15 protein-coding genes and 1 pseudogene are annotated in these 16278 nt (G+C 70.6%); 8 read left to right on the top strand and 8 right to left on the bottom strand.

Going from position 1 to position 16278, the window contains the following annotated elements:
- Positions 1-764: pseudogene (locus DY245_RS38225) on the top strand (serine/threonine protein kinase); the annotation flags it as partial.
- Positions 765-976: 212 nt separating this feature from the next.
- Positions 977-1267, top strand: coding sequence for a DUF5955 family protein (locus tag DY245_RS38220; RefSeq protein ID WP_128511700.1), 291 nt, complete (start codon positions 977-979; stop codon positions 1265-1267).
- Between the two features lie 131 nt (positions 1268-1398).
- Here DY245_RS38220 and DY245_RS38215 read toward each other — a convergent pair whose 3' ends face one another.
- Positions 1399-2202, bottom strand: a complete 804-nt coding sequence (locus DY245_RS38215) for an IclR family transcriptional regulator (RefSeq protein ID WP_128511699.1) — start codon at positions 2200-2202, stop codon at positions 1399-1401.
- A 268-nt stretch (positions 2203-2470) separates the two neighbouring features.
- Between DY245_RS38215 and DY245_RS38210 the strand changes: the two genes are divergently transcribed.
- The 4 genes from DY245_RS38210 to alc all read left to right on the top strand — a co-directional run bounded on the left by DY245_RS38210 (position 2471) and on the right by alc (position 7477).
- On the top strand, positions 2471-3259 hold the full coding sequence (locus DY245_RS38210; protein ID WP_128511698.1) for an aspartate/glutamate racemase family protein: 789 nt from the start codon (positions 2471-2473) through the stop codon (positions 3257-3259).
- A gap of 42 nt (positions 3260-3301) precedes the next feature.
- Positions 3302-4849 (top strand): NCS1 family nucleobase:cation symporter-1, encoded by a 1548-nt coding sequence (locus DY245_RS38205; RefSeq protein ID WP_128511697.1) that lies wholly within the window; start codon positions 3302-3304, stop codon positions 4847-4849.
- A gap of 157 nt (positions 4850-5006) precedes the next feature.
- Positions 5007-6350, top strand: a complete 1344-nt coding sequence (allB, locus tag DY245_RS38200) for an allantoinase AllB (RefSeq protein ID WP_128511696.1) — start codon at positions 5007-5009, stop codon at positions 6348-6350.
- On the top strand, positions 6347-7477 hold the full coding sequence (gene alc, locus DY245_RS38195) for an allantoicase (protein WP_128511695.1): 1131 nt from the start codon (positions 6347-6349) through the stop codon (positions 7475-7477). The genes allB and alc overlap by 4 nt, the downstream gene beginning before the upstream one ends.
- A 137-nt stretch (positions 7478-7614) precedes the next feature.
- Here the strand turns inward: alc and DY245_RS38190 are convergent, their stop codons facing one another.
- From DY245_RS38190 to DY245_RS38180, 3 genes are all read right to left on the bottom strand, one after another.
- On the bottom strand, positions 7615-8286 hold the full coding sequence (locus DY245_RS38190) for a thiaminase II/PqqC family protein (RefSeq protein ID WP_128511694.1): 672 nt from the start codon (positions 8284-8286) through the stop codon (positions 7615-7617).
- Between the two features lie 142 nt (positions 8287-8428).
- Positions 8429-9034: a hypothetical protein gene (locus tag DY245_RS38185; protein WP_128511693.1), complete on the bottom strand. Its 606-nt coding sequence runs from the start codon at positions 9032-9034 to the stop codon at positions 8429-8431.
- Between the two features lie 332 nt (positions 9035-9366).
- Entirely contained in the window at positions 9367-10038 is a 672-nt protein-coding gene (locus tag DY245_RS38180; RefSeq protein WP_128511692.1) for a TetR/AcrR family transcriptional regulator, read from the bottom strand.
- A gap of 77 nt (positions 10039-10115) precedes the next feature.
- Between DY245_RS38180 and DY245_RS38175 the strand changes: the two genes are divergently transcribed.
- Entirely contained in the window at positions 10116-11030 is a 915-nt protein-coding gene (locus DY245_RS38175; protein ID WP_128511691.1) for an alpha/beta fold hydrolase, read from the top strand.
- A gap of 314 nt (positions 11031-11344) precedes the next feature.
- On the opposite strand, the gene DY245_RS38170 is transcribed toward DY245_RS38175, so the two are convergent.
- From DY245_RS38170 to DY245_RS38155, 4 genes are all read right to left on the bottom strand, one after another.
- Positions 11345-14035, bottom strand: a complete 2691-nt coding sequence (locus DY245_RS38170; RefSeq protein WP_128511690.1) for a glycoside hydrolase family 84 protein — start codon at positions 14033-14035, stop codon at positions 11345-11347.
- 140 nt (positions 14036-14175) lie between these two features.
- The gene (locus tag DY245_RS38165) at positions 14176-14367 is read right to left on the bottom strand and encodes a DUF6126 family protein (RefSeq protein ID WP_128511689.1); all 192 of its coding nucleotides are present in this window, start codon (positions 14365-14367) and stop codon (positions 14176-14178) included.
- A 35-nt stretch (positions 14368-14402) separates the two neighbouring features.
- Positions 14403-15029 (bottom strand): helix-turn-helix domain-containing protein, encoded by a 627-nt coding sequence (locus DY245_RS38160; protein WP_128511688.1) that lies wholly within the window; start codon positions 15027-15029, stop codon positions 14403-14405.
- 107 nt (positions 15030-15136) lie between these two features.
- Positions 15137-15532, bottom strand: a complete 396-nt coding sequence (locus DY245_RS38155; protein ID WP_128511687.1) for a VOC family protein — start codon at positions 15530-15532, stop codon at positions 15137-15139.
- Between the two features lie 167 nt (positions 15533-15699).
- Between DY245_RS38155 and DY245_RS38150 the strand changes: the two genes are divergently transcribed.
- On the top strand, positions 15700-16149 hold the full coding sequence (locus DY245_RS38150) for a ribonuclease domain-containing protein (RefSeq protein ID WP_128511686.1): 450 nt from the start codon (positions 15700-15702) through the stop codon (positions 16147-16149).
- Positions 16150-16278: the final 129 nt, after the last annotated feature.

Genomic DNA, 16278 nt, shown 5'->3' with positions numbered 1-16278 from the left:
GCTTCGGGCCCGCGGCCTATGCGCCGACCGCGCCGGCCGTGCCGATGGCCGGCGGCCCGGGTGCCACCGGACTGACGGCCACCGGCCCGATGGCCGCGGCGCCGGCCCCGCAGCCGCCGAAGAAGAAGCGCAAGGGCCTGGTCACCGCCCTGGTGCTGGTCGGCCTGCTGGCCTTCGCGGGCGCCGGCGGCGGTCTCGTCTACGCCTTCATGAAGGACGACGGTCAGAAGAAGAACAACCAGGCCGCCGACAACAAGAAGGCCAAGAACAGCGACGCTTCGCCGTCGCCCAGCGAGGACCCGACGGCGAGCCCCGGTGGAGACGAGAGCAGCGCCCCCGCCACCCCGGCGCAGGACCCGACTCCGGTCGACTACAAGAACATCAACCTGCCCGACGAGTACCACCTGTCGCTGTCCGACGAGCCGGTCAAGCCGACCAACTCGGACAACGACACGAACGCCGACTTCCAGTACACGGACAACAACTACTCGGACGACCAGGTCGACACCGAGACCGGCAAGCTGGTGCTGCTCGACGCCGGCCAGGAGGGCTCGCTCGACACCTGCCGGAGTGACACCCGGTTCACCGAGACCATTCTGACCAAGCAGCTCACCAAGGGCGCGCAGATGTGCCTGACCACCAACTACGGCCATGTCGCGCTGATCACTTTGAAGGGCTACTCGCCGAAGTCGGGCCCCAGCAGCTACATGACCGTCGATGTGCGGGTGTGGCGCAACGCGGTGCAGCCCAAGCAGGACTCCTGACCAAGCAGGATTCCTGAGGCGCGGGGCCCGTCCTTCCGGACGGGCCCCTGCCGCTTCCCGCGGCGACGGCGGCCGGATCCCCCCGGTGATCCGATTTTTTCGCTCTCCGTATGGCGCGATCAGCGCAGAGTGGCGTTAACTGTCCCGCATTGCGGAACGGCACGGCCTTGGAGGACGCCGTCGTTGTGGAACAGCTGCAGAGGGACGGACGAGTGACCGGGGTCGAGCGTGATCCACGTGTCCAGGAGCTGCGCGGGGCGGTGGCCCGGCTGCGCCGTCAACTGGCCGTGCTTCCAGGGGAGTTACCGGACCGGGCGGTCGCCGACGACGAGCTGGCCGCATTGGACGCGATGGTGAGCCATGGGATGCCGGAAGTGCCCCGGCTGCGCCGCTCGTTGCTGCTGATCGCCGGCGCGGTCGGCTCGGTGAGCGCGCTGTCGCCCGCGCTGACGGAGGTACGCGAGGGCATCGACCGCTTCGGCAAGCTGCCGCGCGGCCGGTGACCAGGAGCGCGGCGCGGACACCCGGCGCGGGGGCCGGTCGCGTGACCCGGCGTCCGGAGCTTGGACCCGGCGCGCGGACCGGGGACGTACGCGGCTCCCGACCCATTGGCGTACTGCGCGGTGCGTCTCCGCTACGCCGGCGTCTGGTTGGCGAGCGCCACCGACAGCTGCGCCGCGACGTCCTGCAGCACCGGCACGATCTTGTCGGTCGAGGCCTCCGTCACGCGGCCGGTCGGGCCGGAGATGGAGATCGCCGCCGAGGTGGGGGAGTTGGGCACAGGCACCGCGAGGCAGCGGACACCGATCTCCTGCTCGTTGTCGTCGACCGCGTAGCCGAGCCGGCGGACGTCGGCGAGCGCCTCCAGGAAGCGGTCCGGGTCGGTGATCGTCTTCTCGGTCGCGGCGGGCATGCCCGTACGGCCGAGCAGCGCGCGGACCTCCTCCGGCGGGTGGTTGGCCAGCAGGGCCTTGCCCACACCGGTGGAGTGCGGCAGCACCCGGCGCCCGACCTCGGTGAACATCCGCACCGCGTGCCGGGACGGCACCTGGGCGACATAGACGATCTCGTCGCCGTCTAGCAGCGCCATGTTGGCGGTCTCGCCGGTCTCCTCGACCAGGCGGGCCAGGAACGGCCGGGCCCAGGTGCCCAGCAGCCGTGAGGCGCTCTCGCCGAGCCGGATCAGGCGGGGGCCGAGTGCGTAGCGGCGGTTGGGCTGCTGGCGGACGTAGCCGCAGGCCACGAGCGTACGCATCAGGCGGTGGATGGTGGGCAGCGGCAGGCCGCTGCTGACTGAGAGCTCGCTCAGGCCGACCTCGCCACCGGCGTCGGCCATCCGCTCCAGCAGGTCGAAGGCGCGCTCAAGGGACTGGACGCCGCCGCTGGCGCCTGCGGGCTTGGCTTCGGCGGCGGAGGTGCTGGCGCTGGACGGCGGCACGGCGCGTTCCTTTCGGGGCGGGTCAGATCGGTCTCGGCTGGGACTTGCGGGCGCCGGGCCCGACCGGAGCAGCCTACCGGTCCCCTTACGTTGACACACGGTGTCTCGCACACTCGTTCCCGCCGGTCAGGCCCTCTTTGTCCCACGGTACGAGCCGCCGGGCAGAGTCCTAGCCGCGATCTCTTGACGGTGCCAGTGGCCATAGCTACGTTCTGCTACGCGAAACCTACTATCCATTCTGTGGAATCCTCCAAATCGCTGGAGTGTCATGCGCATTCTCGTCATGAACCCGAACACCACGGTTTCCATGACCGCTTCGATCCGCGTCACCGCCACCGCAGCCGCCGCGCCGGGCACCGAGATCATTGCCACCGAACCCCTGTGGGGACCGGAGTCCATCGAGGGCCACTTCGAGGGCTATCTCAGCGCCGCGGCCGTCCTGGACCGCCTCGCCACCCTCGATACGCCCTTCGACGCGCTGGTCATGGCCGGTTTCGGCGAGCCGGGCCGGGAGGGCGCCCAGGAGCTGCTCGACGTACCCGTACTGGACATCACCGAGAGCGCCGCCCAGATGGCGATGATGCTCGGCCACGCCTACGGCATCGTCACCACCCTCGACCGGGCCGTACCGCAGATCCGGGACCGGCTGCTGACCGCCGGGCTGCTACAGCGCTGCGCCGCCGTCCGTGGCACCGGGCTCGGCGTCCTGGAGCTGGAACAGGACGAGGAGCGCACCGTTGAGGTGATCATCGAGACCGCCCGTGAGGTGGTCCGGGCCGGCGCCGAGGTGATCTGCCTGGGCTGCGGCGGGATGGCCGGGCTCCAGGAGAAGGTCGCCGCGGCGCTCGGACTGCCCGTGGTGGACGGGGTCGCCGCGGCGGTGAAGTTCGCCGAGGCGGTCGTCGGCCTCGGGCTGACGACCAGTACGGGACGCAGCTTCGCGCCACCCCGCCCGAAGGCCATCGGCTGCTGGCCGCTGAGCGCACATCTGCCCCTGGAGCGCGCTCAGGGCTCCGCACGTAACACCGAATTTTCCGCACAGACATCAGGCATCTGACAACTGGTCCCTAAGCTCCACCCAACCTGCCTGGGAGGACACGTGACAACACCCCCGAAGCCCCCGCAGCCGGATCCGCGGCTCTTCAACGAGGACCTCGCACCGGCCCCCGAGCGCAAATGGGGCACGTACAGCATCTTTGCGCTGTGGATGTCCGACACCCACGCGATCAGCAACTACGCCTTCGCCGCCAGCCTGTTCGTGCTCGGCCTGCCGGCCTGGGAGGTGTTTCTCTCGCTGCTGGCCGGCATCTCGATCGTCTACGTCCTGATGAACCGCATGGGCCATGCCGGCCACCGCACCGGCGTCCCCTACCCGGTGCTCGCCCGCGCCAGCTGGGGCGTGTACGGCGCCAACATCCCCGCGCTGCTGCGCGCGATCATGGCCGTGGCCTGGTACGGCATCCAGACCTGGCTGGCCTCGACCGCGGTGGTCCTGCTGACGCTGCAGCTCGCACCCGGCCTGGACACCTACCACCACAACTCGGTGCTGGGCCTGTCCACCCTGGGCTGGATCGCGTTCATGGTGATGTGGGCGCTACAGGCCGTCCTGCTGACCCGCGGAATGGAGTTCATCCGCAAGGTCCAGGACTTCGCGACCGGCCCGGTGGTCTGGCTCGTCGTGCTCGCGCTCGCGGTGTATCTGGTCGTCAAGGCCGGCGGCGATATCTCGCTGACCCGTAGCATCACCGGCCTCAGCGGCCCCGCGCAGGTCGAGCAGAGCCTGATCGCGGTCAGTCTGACCGTCGCCACCTTCCTGACCCTGGTCCTCAACTACGCCGACTTCGCCCGCTTCACGCCCGACCACCGCTCCTACCGGCGCGGCAATCTCATCGGGCTGCCGGTGAACTTCACCGCCTTCGCGGTGGTCGCGGTGCTGGTCACCGCGGGCACCATCTCGGTCTTCGGTGAGGCGATCTACGACCCGGTGAAGGTGATCCAGAAGATCGACAATCCGGTGGTCACCGTCGTCGGCGCGCTGGCCTTCATCGTCGCCACCATCGGCATCAATGTCGTCGCCAACTTCGTCTCGCCCGCCTACGACTTCGCCAACCTCGCGCCCAAGTATCTGGACTTCAAGCGCGGCGGCATGATCACCGCGGTGCTGGCCATCGTCGTCATGCCCTGGAAGCTGTACTCCTCGGCGCTGGTGATCCAGTACTTCCTGGGGGCGCTGGGCGCCTTCCTCGGCCCCCTGGTGGCGATTCTTCTCGTCGACTACTACCTGGTGCGCCGTGGCCGGATCGATGTCGATGCGCTGTTCTCGGCCGACGCCGAGGGCGCGTACTTCTACCGCAAGGGCTTCAATCCCAAGGCCGTGATCGCCTTCCTGCCGGCCGCCGCGGTCTCCGCCGCGCTCGCCCTGGTCCCGGTCTTCGACGCGGTGGCGCCGTTCTCCTGGATCTTCGGAATGGCGCTCTCCGGCGCGCTCTACGTCCTGGTCTCCGGCCGTGACCGGGCCGCAGCGGGCGCCGGTCCGATCCCCGAGGACATCATCCCGTCGCAGGTCAGGGCCGCTGTGGGGGAGGAGCCCGGGATGCCCGAGGGGCCCGGGGTGATCGCCGCGCCGGTGCCGGCCAAGGGGTCTTGACGGGCCGGGGTCCGGAGTGAAGACTCATTCAACAGACTGTTGAATTCCGCATGTCGCTCCGATGGGGAATCCGCGCTGTGGACGTCCGGCCCTGGGCGGCCGTGCGTCCCGTGCGCCGTCGGGCAACGATGAAGACACGATACGAGGAGGGGACTGGGTGTCCGAAATAGAGCTGGTGCTGCGCTCCACGCGCGTCGTCACCCCGCAGGGCACGCGCGCCGCGACCGTCACCGTCAAGGACGGCAGGATCGCCGCGGTGCTCCCGCACGACGCCGAGGCCCCGGCCGGGGCGCGGGCCTGGGACTTCGGTGACGACGTCCTGCTGCCCGGCCTCGTCGACACCCACGTCCATGTCAACGACCCCGGCCGCACCGAGTGGGAGGGCTTTTGGACGGCCACCCGCGCGGCCGCGGCCGGCGGTATCACCACCCTCGTGGACATGCCGCTCAACAGCCTCCCGCCCACCACGACGGCGGCCCACCTCGACACCAAGCGCGAGGTCGCCCGCAGCAAGGCCCATATCGACGTCGGCTTCTGGGGCGGCGCCATCCCCGGCAACGTCAAGGACCTGCGCCCGCTCCACGACGCCGGGGTCTTCGGCTTCAAGTGCTTTCTGTCGCCCTCCGGCGTGGACGAGTTCCCCGAGGTCGACCAGGAGCAACTGGCCGCCGCCCTGGGCGAGATCGCCGGCTTCGACGGTCTGCTGATCGTGCACGCCGAGGACCCGAGCCACCTGGAGGAGGCACCCGAGCCGCACGGCCCCAAGTACGCCGACTTCCTCGCCTCCCGCCCCCGGATCTCCGAGAACGACGCCATCGCCGGGCTGATCGCTCTCGCCAAGCGGCTGGGCGCGCGAGTACACGTCCTGCATCTGTCCTCCAGCGACGCGCTGCCGCTGATCGCCGCCGCCAAGCGCGAGGGCGTCAAGATCACCGTCGAGTCCTGCCCGCACTTCCTGACCCTGGTCGCCGAGGACATCCCGGACGGCGCGACGGAGTTCAAGTGCTGCCCGCCGATCCGCGAGGCCGCCAACCAGGACGCACTGTGGGAGGGGCTGGCCGACGGCACCATCGACTGCATCGTCTCCGACCACTCGCCCTCCACCGCCGACCTGAAGACCGCCGACTTCGGCGCGGCCTGGGGCGGCATCTCCTCCCTCCAGCTCGGCCTGCCCGCCATCTGGACCGCGGCCCGCGAGCGCGGCCACTCCCTCGACGATGTCGTGCGCTGGATGGCCACCGCCCCGGCGGCGCTGGTCGGCCTCGGCCAGAAGGGCGCCATCGAGCCCGGCCGGGACGCCGACTTCGCGGTCCTCGCGCCCGAGGAGACCTTCACCGTCGATCCGCAGGCCCTCCAGCACCGCAACAAGATCACCGCGTACGCCGGGAAGACCCTGTACGGCGTCGTACGGTCCACCTGGCTGCGCGGCCGGCAGATCAACGACGGCGCCACCCTCGCCGAGCCCACCGGCGAGCTGCTCGAAAGGCCGCACCCCGCATGACCACCGCCGACATACCCCGCTACACCGGCGACGCCGGCCCCTACGCGGGCGGCGACCCGTACGCCGACTACCGCACCCCCGGACCGGCCGGCTTCCCCTTCACCCACCTCCCCGACCTCGCCGACCGCCGGCTCGGCGCGGGCGTACTCGCCGCCAACGACGAGTTCTTCGCCGAGCGGGAGAACCTCCTGACGCCCGAGCCCGCCCACTTCGACCCCGAGGCCTTCGGCCACAAGGGCAAGATCATGGACGGCTGGGAGACCCGCCGCCGGCGCGGCACCGACGGCGAACACCCGTTCCCGACGGACGAGGACCACGACTGGGCGCTGATCCGCCTCGGCGCACCCGGCGTGATCCACGGCATCATCGTCGACACCGCGCACTTCCGCGGCAACTACCCGCAGTCCGTCAGCGTCGAGGGCGCCTGCGTCGAGGGCGCCCCCTCGCCCGCCGAACTCTTCGCCGACGACGTCCTGTGGACGCCCCTCGTCCCGCGCACCGCCATCGGCGGACACGCCGCCAACGGCTTCGCGGTCACGGCCGGGCGCCGCTTCACCCATCTGCGTCTCAACCAGCACCCCGACGGTGGCGTGGCCCGCCTCCGCGTCCACGGCGAGGTCGTCCCGGCACCCCACTGGCTCGCCGCGCTGGGCACCTTCGACGTCGCCGCACTGGAGAACGGCGGCCAGGTCGAGGACGCGTCGGACCGCTTCTACTCCTCGCCCACCCACACCATCCAGCCGGGCCGCTCCCGCAAGATGGACGACGGCTGGGAGACCCGGCGCCGCCGCGGCACCGGCAACGACTGGGTCCGCTACCGCCTCACCGAGCAGTCCGTGATCCGCGCGGTGGAGATCGACACCGGTTACCTCAAGGGCAACTCGGCAGGCTGGGCCGCCCTGTTCGGACGCGACGGCGAAAGCGGCGACTGGACCGAACTCCTGCCCCGTACCCGCCTGCAGCCCGACACCGTCCACCGCTTCCTGCTGGACGATGCCCCCGCCGTCACCCACGTCCGGATCGACATCTTCCCGGACGGCGGCATCGCCCGGCTGCGGCTGCACGGCTCACTCACCGAGCAGGGCGCCCGCCAACTTGCCGCCCGCTACGAGGAGTTGGGCGGCTGACGCAGACCGGCCCCGGTGGCTCCGGCGAACCGCCGACGCCACCGGGACCGGGCCCGGTCACCGAACCCCACACCGCCGGCGACGGTGAGCTGCTGGCCAAGAGCAGGCACCGGCGGGCCGCGGGCCGCCAGGCCGGATCAGTCGGCGACGGAGTTCCAGAACATGAGTTCGTACGCCTGGAGGAGACGGCCGTAGCGGTGCGCCGCGGCCGGCTGCGCCTGGCCGGTGTCGAGGCCGTGCTGTACCGCCGCGCGCGCATGCTCCTCGACGGCCGACGCCGGTTCGGCGAAGAACTCGCAGGCCGCGTCGGGAAACCCGTAGTGGTCGCGCATCGCGGCCTCGACGGTCGCGCAATAGCCGCCCCAGGCCGCGAAGTTGGCGGTCAGCGCGATCGCCACATCGGTCGGCTGGGCGCCGAGGGCGAGCCGCGCCGCGTAGGAGGGGTAGGCCTGGCAGCCGGGCCGCGGCCGGTAGCCGGTGATGTCCCGCTCGGTCAGCTCACAGGCCTCGGTCAGCCCGGCCAGCTGCGCCAGCGCCAGCGCCTCTCCCTGGGCGAGCAGATCGAAGAAGTCGGCCACGGGCGGGTCACCGTCCGCCCGGCGCGCCAGATGCTGGAAGCTGAGGCGGTCGGCGGTGATCACCTGGTGCTGTTCGAGGGCGAAGGTGGCGAACACCGAGCGCGGCGCCTCGCCCGCCTCGATCCGCGCGACCAGCGGGTTGGCGTCACGGTCCGGGGCGAGCGCACGGACCGCCTCGTCGAGCACGGCGGCCGCGGTCGGACGAGGGGCATCGGGGGCGGGTCGGGCCATGGGGTCGGTCTCCTCCGGGTGGGGCGCCAGGACTACGGCCGGAGCCTCAGATTAGGACGCGCGACGGAGACCGAGGGCACGATGACGCGGCGCGCCGGGAACAAGAGGGTGCCGGCACGCACCATCACGGCATCGGGGGCCCTTAAGCCTGTTGCTGCGTATCTGCTTCGAACCATTCTTTGTAGAGGTCGAGATAGTCTTCGCCGACCGGGGTGATTTCCACATGGTCCCTGAGGTGGAATGCATAGCCGTCCTGCTCTCCGGAAATATCCCGGATCGACCGCAGACCGCGCTCCCGGTCGGCTGGAGTGATATACCCCAGAGCCAGCAGACGCTCCAGCTCGTGGTACAGCGACCACTGAAAGGTGACGTAGTCACTTCCCTTACCGATGAGCTTTTTCAGGTGTTCGCGCTCATAGCTGGTGACGATGGCGCCAACCGCAAGTTGCAGCGCGCAAACCTTGCGTTCCAGTTCGTCGATTTTCCACCTGGCTTTGAGTGGGCCGAACGAGAGCTCGGTCAGCGCGTCGGTGGAAATGATGACGCAGGCCAGGAACAGTGCACCGAGAATCGTCAGCTGGGGTGTGTCCAAACCACCGCCCGGGCTCATGAAGTTGTAGGCGAGGTTTGCCAGCAGCAGGGCAAAGAGCACTACGGCGAATGTCAATGCCACCGCGCGCGAGGTGTGGTGCAGCATATTTTGACCGGCTGCCGCAGGAGAAGCGTGACGCACGTTCATCGGGATCATCTCTCGTCGCTCATCTTGCAGCGAAGAGCTGCGCCCCCGACGGAGGGATACCTTTGTTGTCCAGTATCCCACTGTGAGTCGCCCTGGGCGCCATAAAGTTGAGGGGCGAGCGACGATCGTCGTTCATATTTCCAACTTTGACGCCGGACAACCTCTCCCGTTCAACAGGTGCCGCCTGACTGCCGGGTCCGGCCCTGATGTCGGCTCACACCCAGAGGCTGGCTTCGGCGAAGTCGCATGGTGCCAGGTTTCGGATGATCTGGCTGGCGTGGTGTGGGCGGGATCGATCGGTGTGCTTGTGCTTGTGGTCGTGTTGCCGGGCTGTCGCGGCGTCAGCCCAGTACGCCGGTCAGGGCGCGGGTGAGTACGGTGGCGAACTGGTCGTCGGGGGCCTCGTCGGGTGAGGTGGCGGCGAGCAAGGCGGCGATGCGTGGGTGGGTGCCGGCGGTGGCCACGTGGCGCAGATAGACAGATTGGCGCTGGGCGCCCGGGTTCGTGGCGGCCGATTCGTTCTGGACGGACAGCGCGGTCAGGGCGTTGAGCAAGGCGAAGGCTTCGAGTTTACGAGCGGGCTCGGCCGGATGGTCGGCGAGTACGTCGAGTAGGTGCTCGAGCAGGTCGATTCCGTTCGGGCCGAGCGCGGGGCGGGTGATGACCAGGGTCGGCAACCAGGGGTGGCGTCGCATGATCCGCTGGGCCTGGCGGGCGATTTCGAGCAGGTCGGCCTGCCAGTCGCCGCTGGGTGCGGGCAGGTCGTATGCGGCCGCGGTGCTGTCGGTCATCAGGTCGAGCAGATCGTCGCGGGTGGCCACGTAGCGGTAGAGCGAGGCGGCGCCGGTGCCTAGGGCCGCGGCGACGCGGCGCATGGAGACGGCCTCGATGCCCTCCTGGTCGGCCAGTTCCACCGCGGCAGTGGTGATCTCGGCGCGGCTGCGCTCGGCCGGCCGTCCGACCGGGGCCTGCTCCGGCCGCATCCAGATGACCGGTTCTTTCCGTGCTGCCACTGCCGCCTCCCGTGTTGCCGCCAGCCTACCCATTTGCATACGGTGTTCGCGAACGTCGTTTGCAAATGGAGGTTGTGATGACACGCTTCGCGCACAACGGCAGGATCCAGATCGCCTTCGAGGACCTGGGCGGGGCGGGCGGCGACCCCCTGCTGCTGGTGACGGGACTGGGGACCACGCGGTTCTGGTGGCCGGACGGGCTGGTCGGTGAACTCGTGCGCCGTCGTTTCCACGTGGTGGCCTACGACCAACGCGACGCAGGCCAGTCCACCCGCCTGCCCGACCGGCGTGTCGGCTCGCCGCTCTCGGCCCTGCTGCGCCGCGCGGCCCCGGCCTACAGCGCCGAGGACCTGACGGACGACGCGGTCGCCGTTCTCGATGCCCTCGGCTGGGAACGGGCCCACCTCTTCGGTTACTCCATGGGCGGGCTCGTGGCACAGCGCACCGCGATCCGCCACCCGGAGCGGGTGCAGACCCTCACCACCTCCTCGGCCGTGCCCAGCGACGCAAAAGGCCTGAGCGTCCTGCGTTATCTGCGCTTGGCGCCCCTGCCCCGCTTCGCCCGGCTGCACCACCCCGAGACCCCGCAGGGCAATCTGGCCCTGGCCGTAGCCGTCGCCCGCATCCTGGCCTCGCCCGGCCAGCACATCGACGAGCGCGATGTGCGCGAGTTCGTGCAAAAGGAGACCGCGAACCAGGTCGCCAGCTTCCGCGACCGGAAGGCACAGGGCCGCCAGATCGGCGCGACATGGCACGGTGGGCCGCTCGCCCGGATCGCCGCGCCGACCCTGGTGCTGCACGGCGAGCACGACCCGCTGCTGCGCGTGGCGGCCGCGCGCGACATCACGGCCGCCGTCCCCGGCGCCCGCCTGCGCACCCTGCCGGGCGTCGGCCACTTCCTCGCCCGCGACATCTGGGCCACGTACGCCAACGAACTGCGAGCACTCGCCGATCGCGCCGATGAACAACCGCCCACCGTCGCACACGGGTAACTGCGGCCCGCCCGCCCGGCCTCGGGCGGATCGCCGGGGCCGCAGTCCGACGTACTGGCCGGGCGCTGTCGGGTCCCGGACGAGGCCACCATTCGCCGAGTTCTCGCACGCGTCGACGCCGACGCACTGGACCGGGCTGTCTGCCGGTGGCTTACCGGCCGGGGCCACCAACCAACATCGGCCGCAGCCCTCCGCCGCAATGCCCGCGACCTCCGCCGGCCCCTCGCGCTCCTCGGACTCACGTGATCACAAAACGCGCCACGTTGCCGAGACCCTGGGCTCACGCCGGCGAGGGCCGGTAGCAGTCTGTGGACTCAGTGCAGGATCACCTCATTGACCTCGGGTGCCGCCGACCCGGCCCGCCATGTCAGCCGTACGTTCTCGATCGCGCCCTCGCCCGCCGCCAGGCGCGTATAGGCGCCGGACAGCGTGCCGAGCGTGTGCCAGGCGCCGCCCGTACGGACCTCGACCTTCGCCGCTCCGGCCGGTGCGCCCTGGGGCCGCAGTACGGTCACGGAGCGTGCCGTACGGGGGGTGTCCGGTGTGCACTCCAGCGCCTCGCCGGGGTGCGCCGCGCGCGCCGCCCGGTAGGCGGTCGCGGGGTCGCCGTCCACCGCGGACCGCAGCGCGCTGCCCTCCGCGGCGGGCGGGCCGCCGGCCGCCGTCGTCCGATCGGAACCGGCGACCGTGAACTCCCGTACCACCAGCCAGTTGTCCTGCGCCTGCGTGGCCCGGGCGCGGAGGTACCGGGCCTTGGTGCCGGCCGGCGGATCGACGCTCACCTCGGCCTTGCCGTCGAAGGTGGCCAGCCGCTGCCAGTTCTTGTGGTCCGAGGAGTACTCCAGGACGCCGTGCTGCAGATAGTCGTCCGGGCTGCCGGTCTTGGCCATGGCCAGGGTGACGGTGCCCAGCGGGCGCTCGGCATGCAGATCCAGCTCGACGTACGAACCGGCCTGGGGCGCCGCGCCGCTCCAGAAGTACGTGGCGTCATCGCCATCGGTCATCCGGGAGACCGCGTTGTCCTGATAGACGGAGAGATCCGTCGACCCCTTGGGGCGGCCGGTGATGCCCAGCGCCCTGTCGTGCGCGGCCACCGCATCCTCGACGAAGGTGTCCAGCACACCGTCGGCCACCAGCACCGGGATCTTCTTCCCCGTCATGTCGACATAGACGAAGGACTTGGCGCTCCGTACCAACTCCGGGATGCGCTGCCGTAGTTGCCAGGCCTTCGCGTCATCGCCCGCCTTGGTCGCCTCGATCAGCCGGAGGGCGGTACGCGCCGCGACACCCCAGGCGTGGGTCGCGTCCAGCCACGGCTCGCCGTCGTCGAGGAATCCCCGGTCGGCCAGACGGTCGCGCAGCACCGCCGGCGCGTCCTGGAGGCCGCGCAGTGTCGCATCGAGCCGTCGCGCGTCCCCGCTCGTGCCGAACTCCTTGATGGCAGCGGCGAGTTCGGGTGCCTGCTGCGGGTTGAGCGAGGAGGAGTAGTTGGCGTCCGCGAAGGCCCGCAGCGCCCGCGTCGTACGGGCGTCACCTCCGGCCAGCTCCTCGATCGCGGCGCCCCAGGAGGCCCGGGCGTCGTAGGCCCGGTCGTTCCAGGCGTAGTCGGCCACCGTGTGCAGCGCGATCTTGGACGCGGCGGGCTGGATCATCGGGTTGGCGGTGATGCCCGCCAGCTGCTCCGGCAGCCCCTTCTCGCGGCCGTTGAACGGCCCGAGCAGCAGCCGGTTGGTCACATAGTCGTTGACCGGGTAGTTGTCCCAGGTCAGGATCTGGTGCCCGAAGACCTCCCGCGCCTGCCGGGCCTGGGCGACGGTCATCGTCGGCGCGATCACGCCCACGCCCGTCCACTCCACCAGTACGTTCCCGTCCAGCTGGGTGGCCAGCGCCTTCTTGTACGGCGACGGCTTCACGTCGTAGTACTCGGTCGGCACCATCTGCAGCGGCTCGGCGCCCGGATGCTTGGCGATGAACTCCTGGTTGACGCGGTTCAGGAGATGCGCCTGCGCCGTACCCGCCGCCCCGCCGCCGGTCCCGAACGTGTCCTTGTCGGCCGCGCAGTTCCAGTCCGTATAGCTGATGTCGTCCAGCGGCACCGCGAAGGTACGTACGCCGATGTCCCACAGGGTCTGGAACTTGGCGGTCAGCGCCTTGAGGTCGGCGTCCGAGCTGTAGCAGACGGACAGTCCGGGCGAGAGCGCATAGGTGAACTCCACATGCCGCGCCCGCGCCCGGTCCACCAGCTCCTTGATCTGCGTGAGCTGCTCGGCGGGATAGGGGTCGCGCCACTTCTCCCGCAAGTAGGCATCGTCCTTCGGCGAGTAGACGTAGAGGTTCATCTTGTGCGCGCCGTAGAAGTCGAGCTGGTCAAGGCGGGCCCGGTGCGACCAAGGGGTGCCGTAGAAGCCCTCGATGACACCGCGCAGCGGGGTGGCCGGCCAGTCCCGTACGACGGTGCCGCGCACCTGGGCCCCGGGCCGCTCGCGGTGCGGCAGCAGCTGGCGCAGCGACTGCGCGGCGTAGTAGGTGCCGGTGACGTCCTTGCCGGACAGCGCGATCCGCCCCTCGCCGACAGCCAGCGCATAGCCCTCGGCCGGCAGCCCGTCGGTGCCCCGGGCGCCCAGCTCCCGCAGCGTCCGGGCCGCGCCCGTCCCGTCCACGTACACCGTCAGCTGCTTGCCGCCCGGCGCCCGCCCGGCCCGTACGACCCGGTCCGCGCCGGCCTCCTTGAGCGACTTCTCGACGAGCGCCAGGGCTGCGGCGTCGGCCTTCGGGGCGGCGACGACGGTCACGGACGGGGTGACGGTGACCCGGTCGGAGCGACTGCGGACGGACTGCGGGGTGGGGGAGACGGCGGAGCCGGAACCAGCGGCTCCGGGGCTGTCCCGGGTGGCTTCACGGCCCGCGGGCCCGGTGGCGCCGGGCGGCCCCGCCATGCCCGTCAGGGGGATCACGGCGAGAGCCAGGGCCAGCGCGGTGGCCGACGCGGTGCGCTTACGGTGCATCCTTGGGTCCTCCTCGGTGCAGCGAGGTTCAGCGACGCGTGCGGTGCGTGCGCTGCGCGGCAGCAGGCTTCACCCGCTCGCCGTGCCGGGGCAATGGACTTTCGGACCCGATGGATGGACGTTGCACCCGCCGCGCGGTGTCAGCGCGTCTTGGCGATGATCACCAGCAGGCTCATGAAGGCCAGCAGCACATGCGTCGCGACGACGTAGATGAACACCCGCACATACAGCCCACGGGGTGGCTTGTTCTCGACGTACTTCCGCGCGGGCGTCGTCTCCGGGAGCGGCTCGGGTGACACATCGGGTGACAAAGGAGTGGTCTGATCGGGCACGTCGTACGGTCCTTCCCTCAATGCGGCGCCCGGGCTCACAGCCCGCGGCGCACGGCGTCGTCGCCCAGGCACAGCTCGGCGGCGCCGCTCTGCAGCAGCGTGTGTACGAACAACAGGTCGGTCCCGCCCGGTGAGGCGGCGGCGATCCGGTGCGGGGTGAGCGAGTCGAAGTGCGCCGCGTCCCCCGGGTCCAGCAGATGCACCGCCGCACCGAGCGTCAGCCGCAGCCGCCCCTTCAGGACGTACAGCCACTCCTCGCCCGGATGCACCCGCACCAGATCGCCCTGCGCCCGCTGTGGCACATGCACCCGCAGTGCCTGCATCGCCCGCCCGGCGCCGCCGACGGGCCAGTACGTCCAGCCGCCGGCCTCGGACGGCTCCGTACGGCCGGCCCGCACGATCGGGTCCCGCTCCGGCGCCGTCTCGCCGAGCAGGTCGGATACCGTGGTTCCGTACGTACGCGCGAGGGCCAGCAGCATCGGCAGCGACGGCTGGCGCTGGTTGGTCTCCAGCCGCGACAGATGGGCGGGCGACAGACCCACCAGCCGGGCCGCGGACTCCAGCGTGAGGCCACTGCGTCGCCGCAGGTCACGCAGGCGCGGGGCGACGGTGGACAGCTCCTCCGGCGGTGCGCCGGAGGGCTCGTCGGGGAGCTCGGTCATATCCCCGGTATAGCGAGCTCTCGCCTCTCAGGCAAAGATTTTGCCTCTCGGGCAAAAGGCCCGCCCGGTGGTGCGGAGGGCGGGCCGTCGTCGATCGGCAGCGGGCCTCACCGCCCGGCGTCCTCCGGGTACCAGCGCAGCTCGACGGTGTTCCCGTCCGGGTCCTGTACGTAGATCGACTGCGCCTCGCCACGCGCGCCGTAACGGCCGACCGGCCCCTCCAGCACGGTGAAGGCGCCCGAGTCGACGACCTCCTGCCAGTCCAGCGGTTCCACGACGAGACAGAAGTGGTCCACACGGGACTCGCCGGCCCCGTCGCGCGGCCGGCTGATCAGATCGATGATCGTGGTCGGACTGACCCGCACCGACGGGAACGGGGCCGCGCCGGCCCGCCACTCGTCCACCCGGACCGGCTCCAGTCCGAGGGGTCCGCAGTAGAACTCCAGCGCGCGCTCGATGTCCTGGACATTGAGCACCAGGTGATCGAAGTCCTTGACCTGCATGGGCAACCTCCGGTGAGGGGGATTCAGTGATCATCTATCCGCTCATCATGCCCCCTCGCGGACACCGGTGGGACGGCTGAACAAATGGGGCGACCTTGTGAACTCCCGGGAAACTTCCACCCCTTGGCATTGACAGGGCCATGTCTACGCGCGTCATTCTGGAGGGCATGAGAATCCCCCCACGGATCACCAGGATCGGCGCCGCCGGCGCCCTCGTATCGGCCCTTCTCATCGGCGGGACCACGGTCGCCGCCACACCCGCCGTCGCCACGGCCCCTGCGGCCACCTCGTACGCCGCGACGGCGCACGCCACGTCCGTGCACGTCAAGGACGTCGGCAACGTCTGCTACTCCAAACTGCCCTCCCAGGCCCACGACACCCTGGACCTGATCGCGAAGGGCGGGCCCTACCCGTATCCGAAGGACGGGACGGTCTTCGACAACCGCGAAGGCGTCCTCCCCTCCCAGAGCACCGGCTACTACCACGAGTTCACCGTCATCACTCCGGGCTCGCCCGACCGCGGTGCGCGTCGCATCGTGGCCGGCGAGCAGCAGGACGAGGACTACTACACCGCCGACCACTACAAGTCGTTCGATCTCGTCGACCGCAGCTGCTGAGACCGGCACGCGAACTCTGAGCGGACCCGCCGTCCCGGCGGGCCGAGGAAGCCGGCAGGGCGCCGGCTCAACGGGCCCACAGGCCCGGGAAAATGAACCCGCGGCGGCCGGGGTGCACACGCACCCCGG

Origin of the sequence: Streptomyces inhibens (genome assembly GCF_003389455.1) — a bacterium.
Lineage (GTDB): Bacteria > Actinomycetota > Actinomycetes > Streptomycetales > Streptomycetaceae > Streptomyces > Streptomyces inhibens.
This window is presented reverse-complemented; position numbering and strand designations above follow the sequence as displayed.

Bases quoted from the DNA above. Each gene is read 5' to 3' on its own strand.
- DY245_RS38170 (WP_128511690.1), bottom strand. From the start codon at position 14,035: ATGCACCGTAAGCGCACCGCGTCGGCCACCGCGCTGGCCCTGGCTCTC.
- DY245_RS38210 (WP_128511698.1), top strand. From the start codon at position 2,471: ATGCGCATTCTCGTCATGAACCCGAACACCACGGTTTCCATGACCGCT.
- alc (WP_128511695.1), top strand. From the start codon at position 6,347: ATGACCACCGCCGACATACCCCGCTACACCGGCGACGCCGGCCCCTAC.
- DY245_RS38160 (WP_128511688.1), bottom strand. From the start codon at position 15,029: ATGACCGAGCTCCCCGACGAGCCCTCCGGCGCACCGCCGGAGGAGCTG.
- DY245_RS38175 (WP_128511691.1), top strand. From the start codon at position 10,116: ATGACACGCTTCGCGCACAACGGCAGGATCCAGATCGCCTTCGAGGAC.
- DY245_RS38185 (WP_128511693.1), bottom strand. From the start codon at position 9,034: ATGATCCCGATGAACGTGCGTCACGCTTCTCCTGCGGCAGCCGGTCAA.
- DY245_RS38150 (WP_128511686.1), top strand. From the start codon at position 15,700: ATGAGAATCCCCCCACGGATCACCAGGATCGGCGCCGCCGGCGCCCTC.
- DY245_RS38190 (WP_128511694.1), bottom strand. From the start codon at position 8,286: ATGGCCCGACCCGCCCCCGATGCCCCTCGTCCGACCGCGGCCGCCGTG.
- DY245_RS38155 (WP_128511687.1), bottom strand. From the start codon at position 15,532: ATGCAGGTCAAGGACTTCGATCACCTGGTGCTCAATGTCCAGGACATC.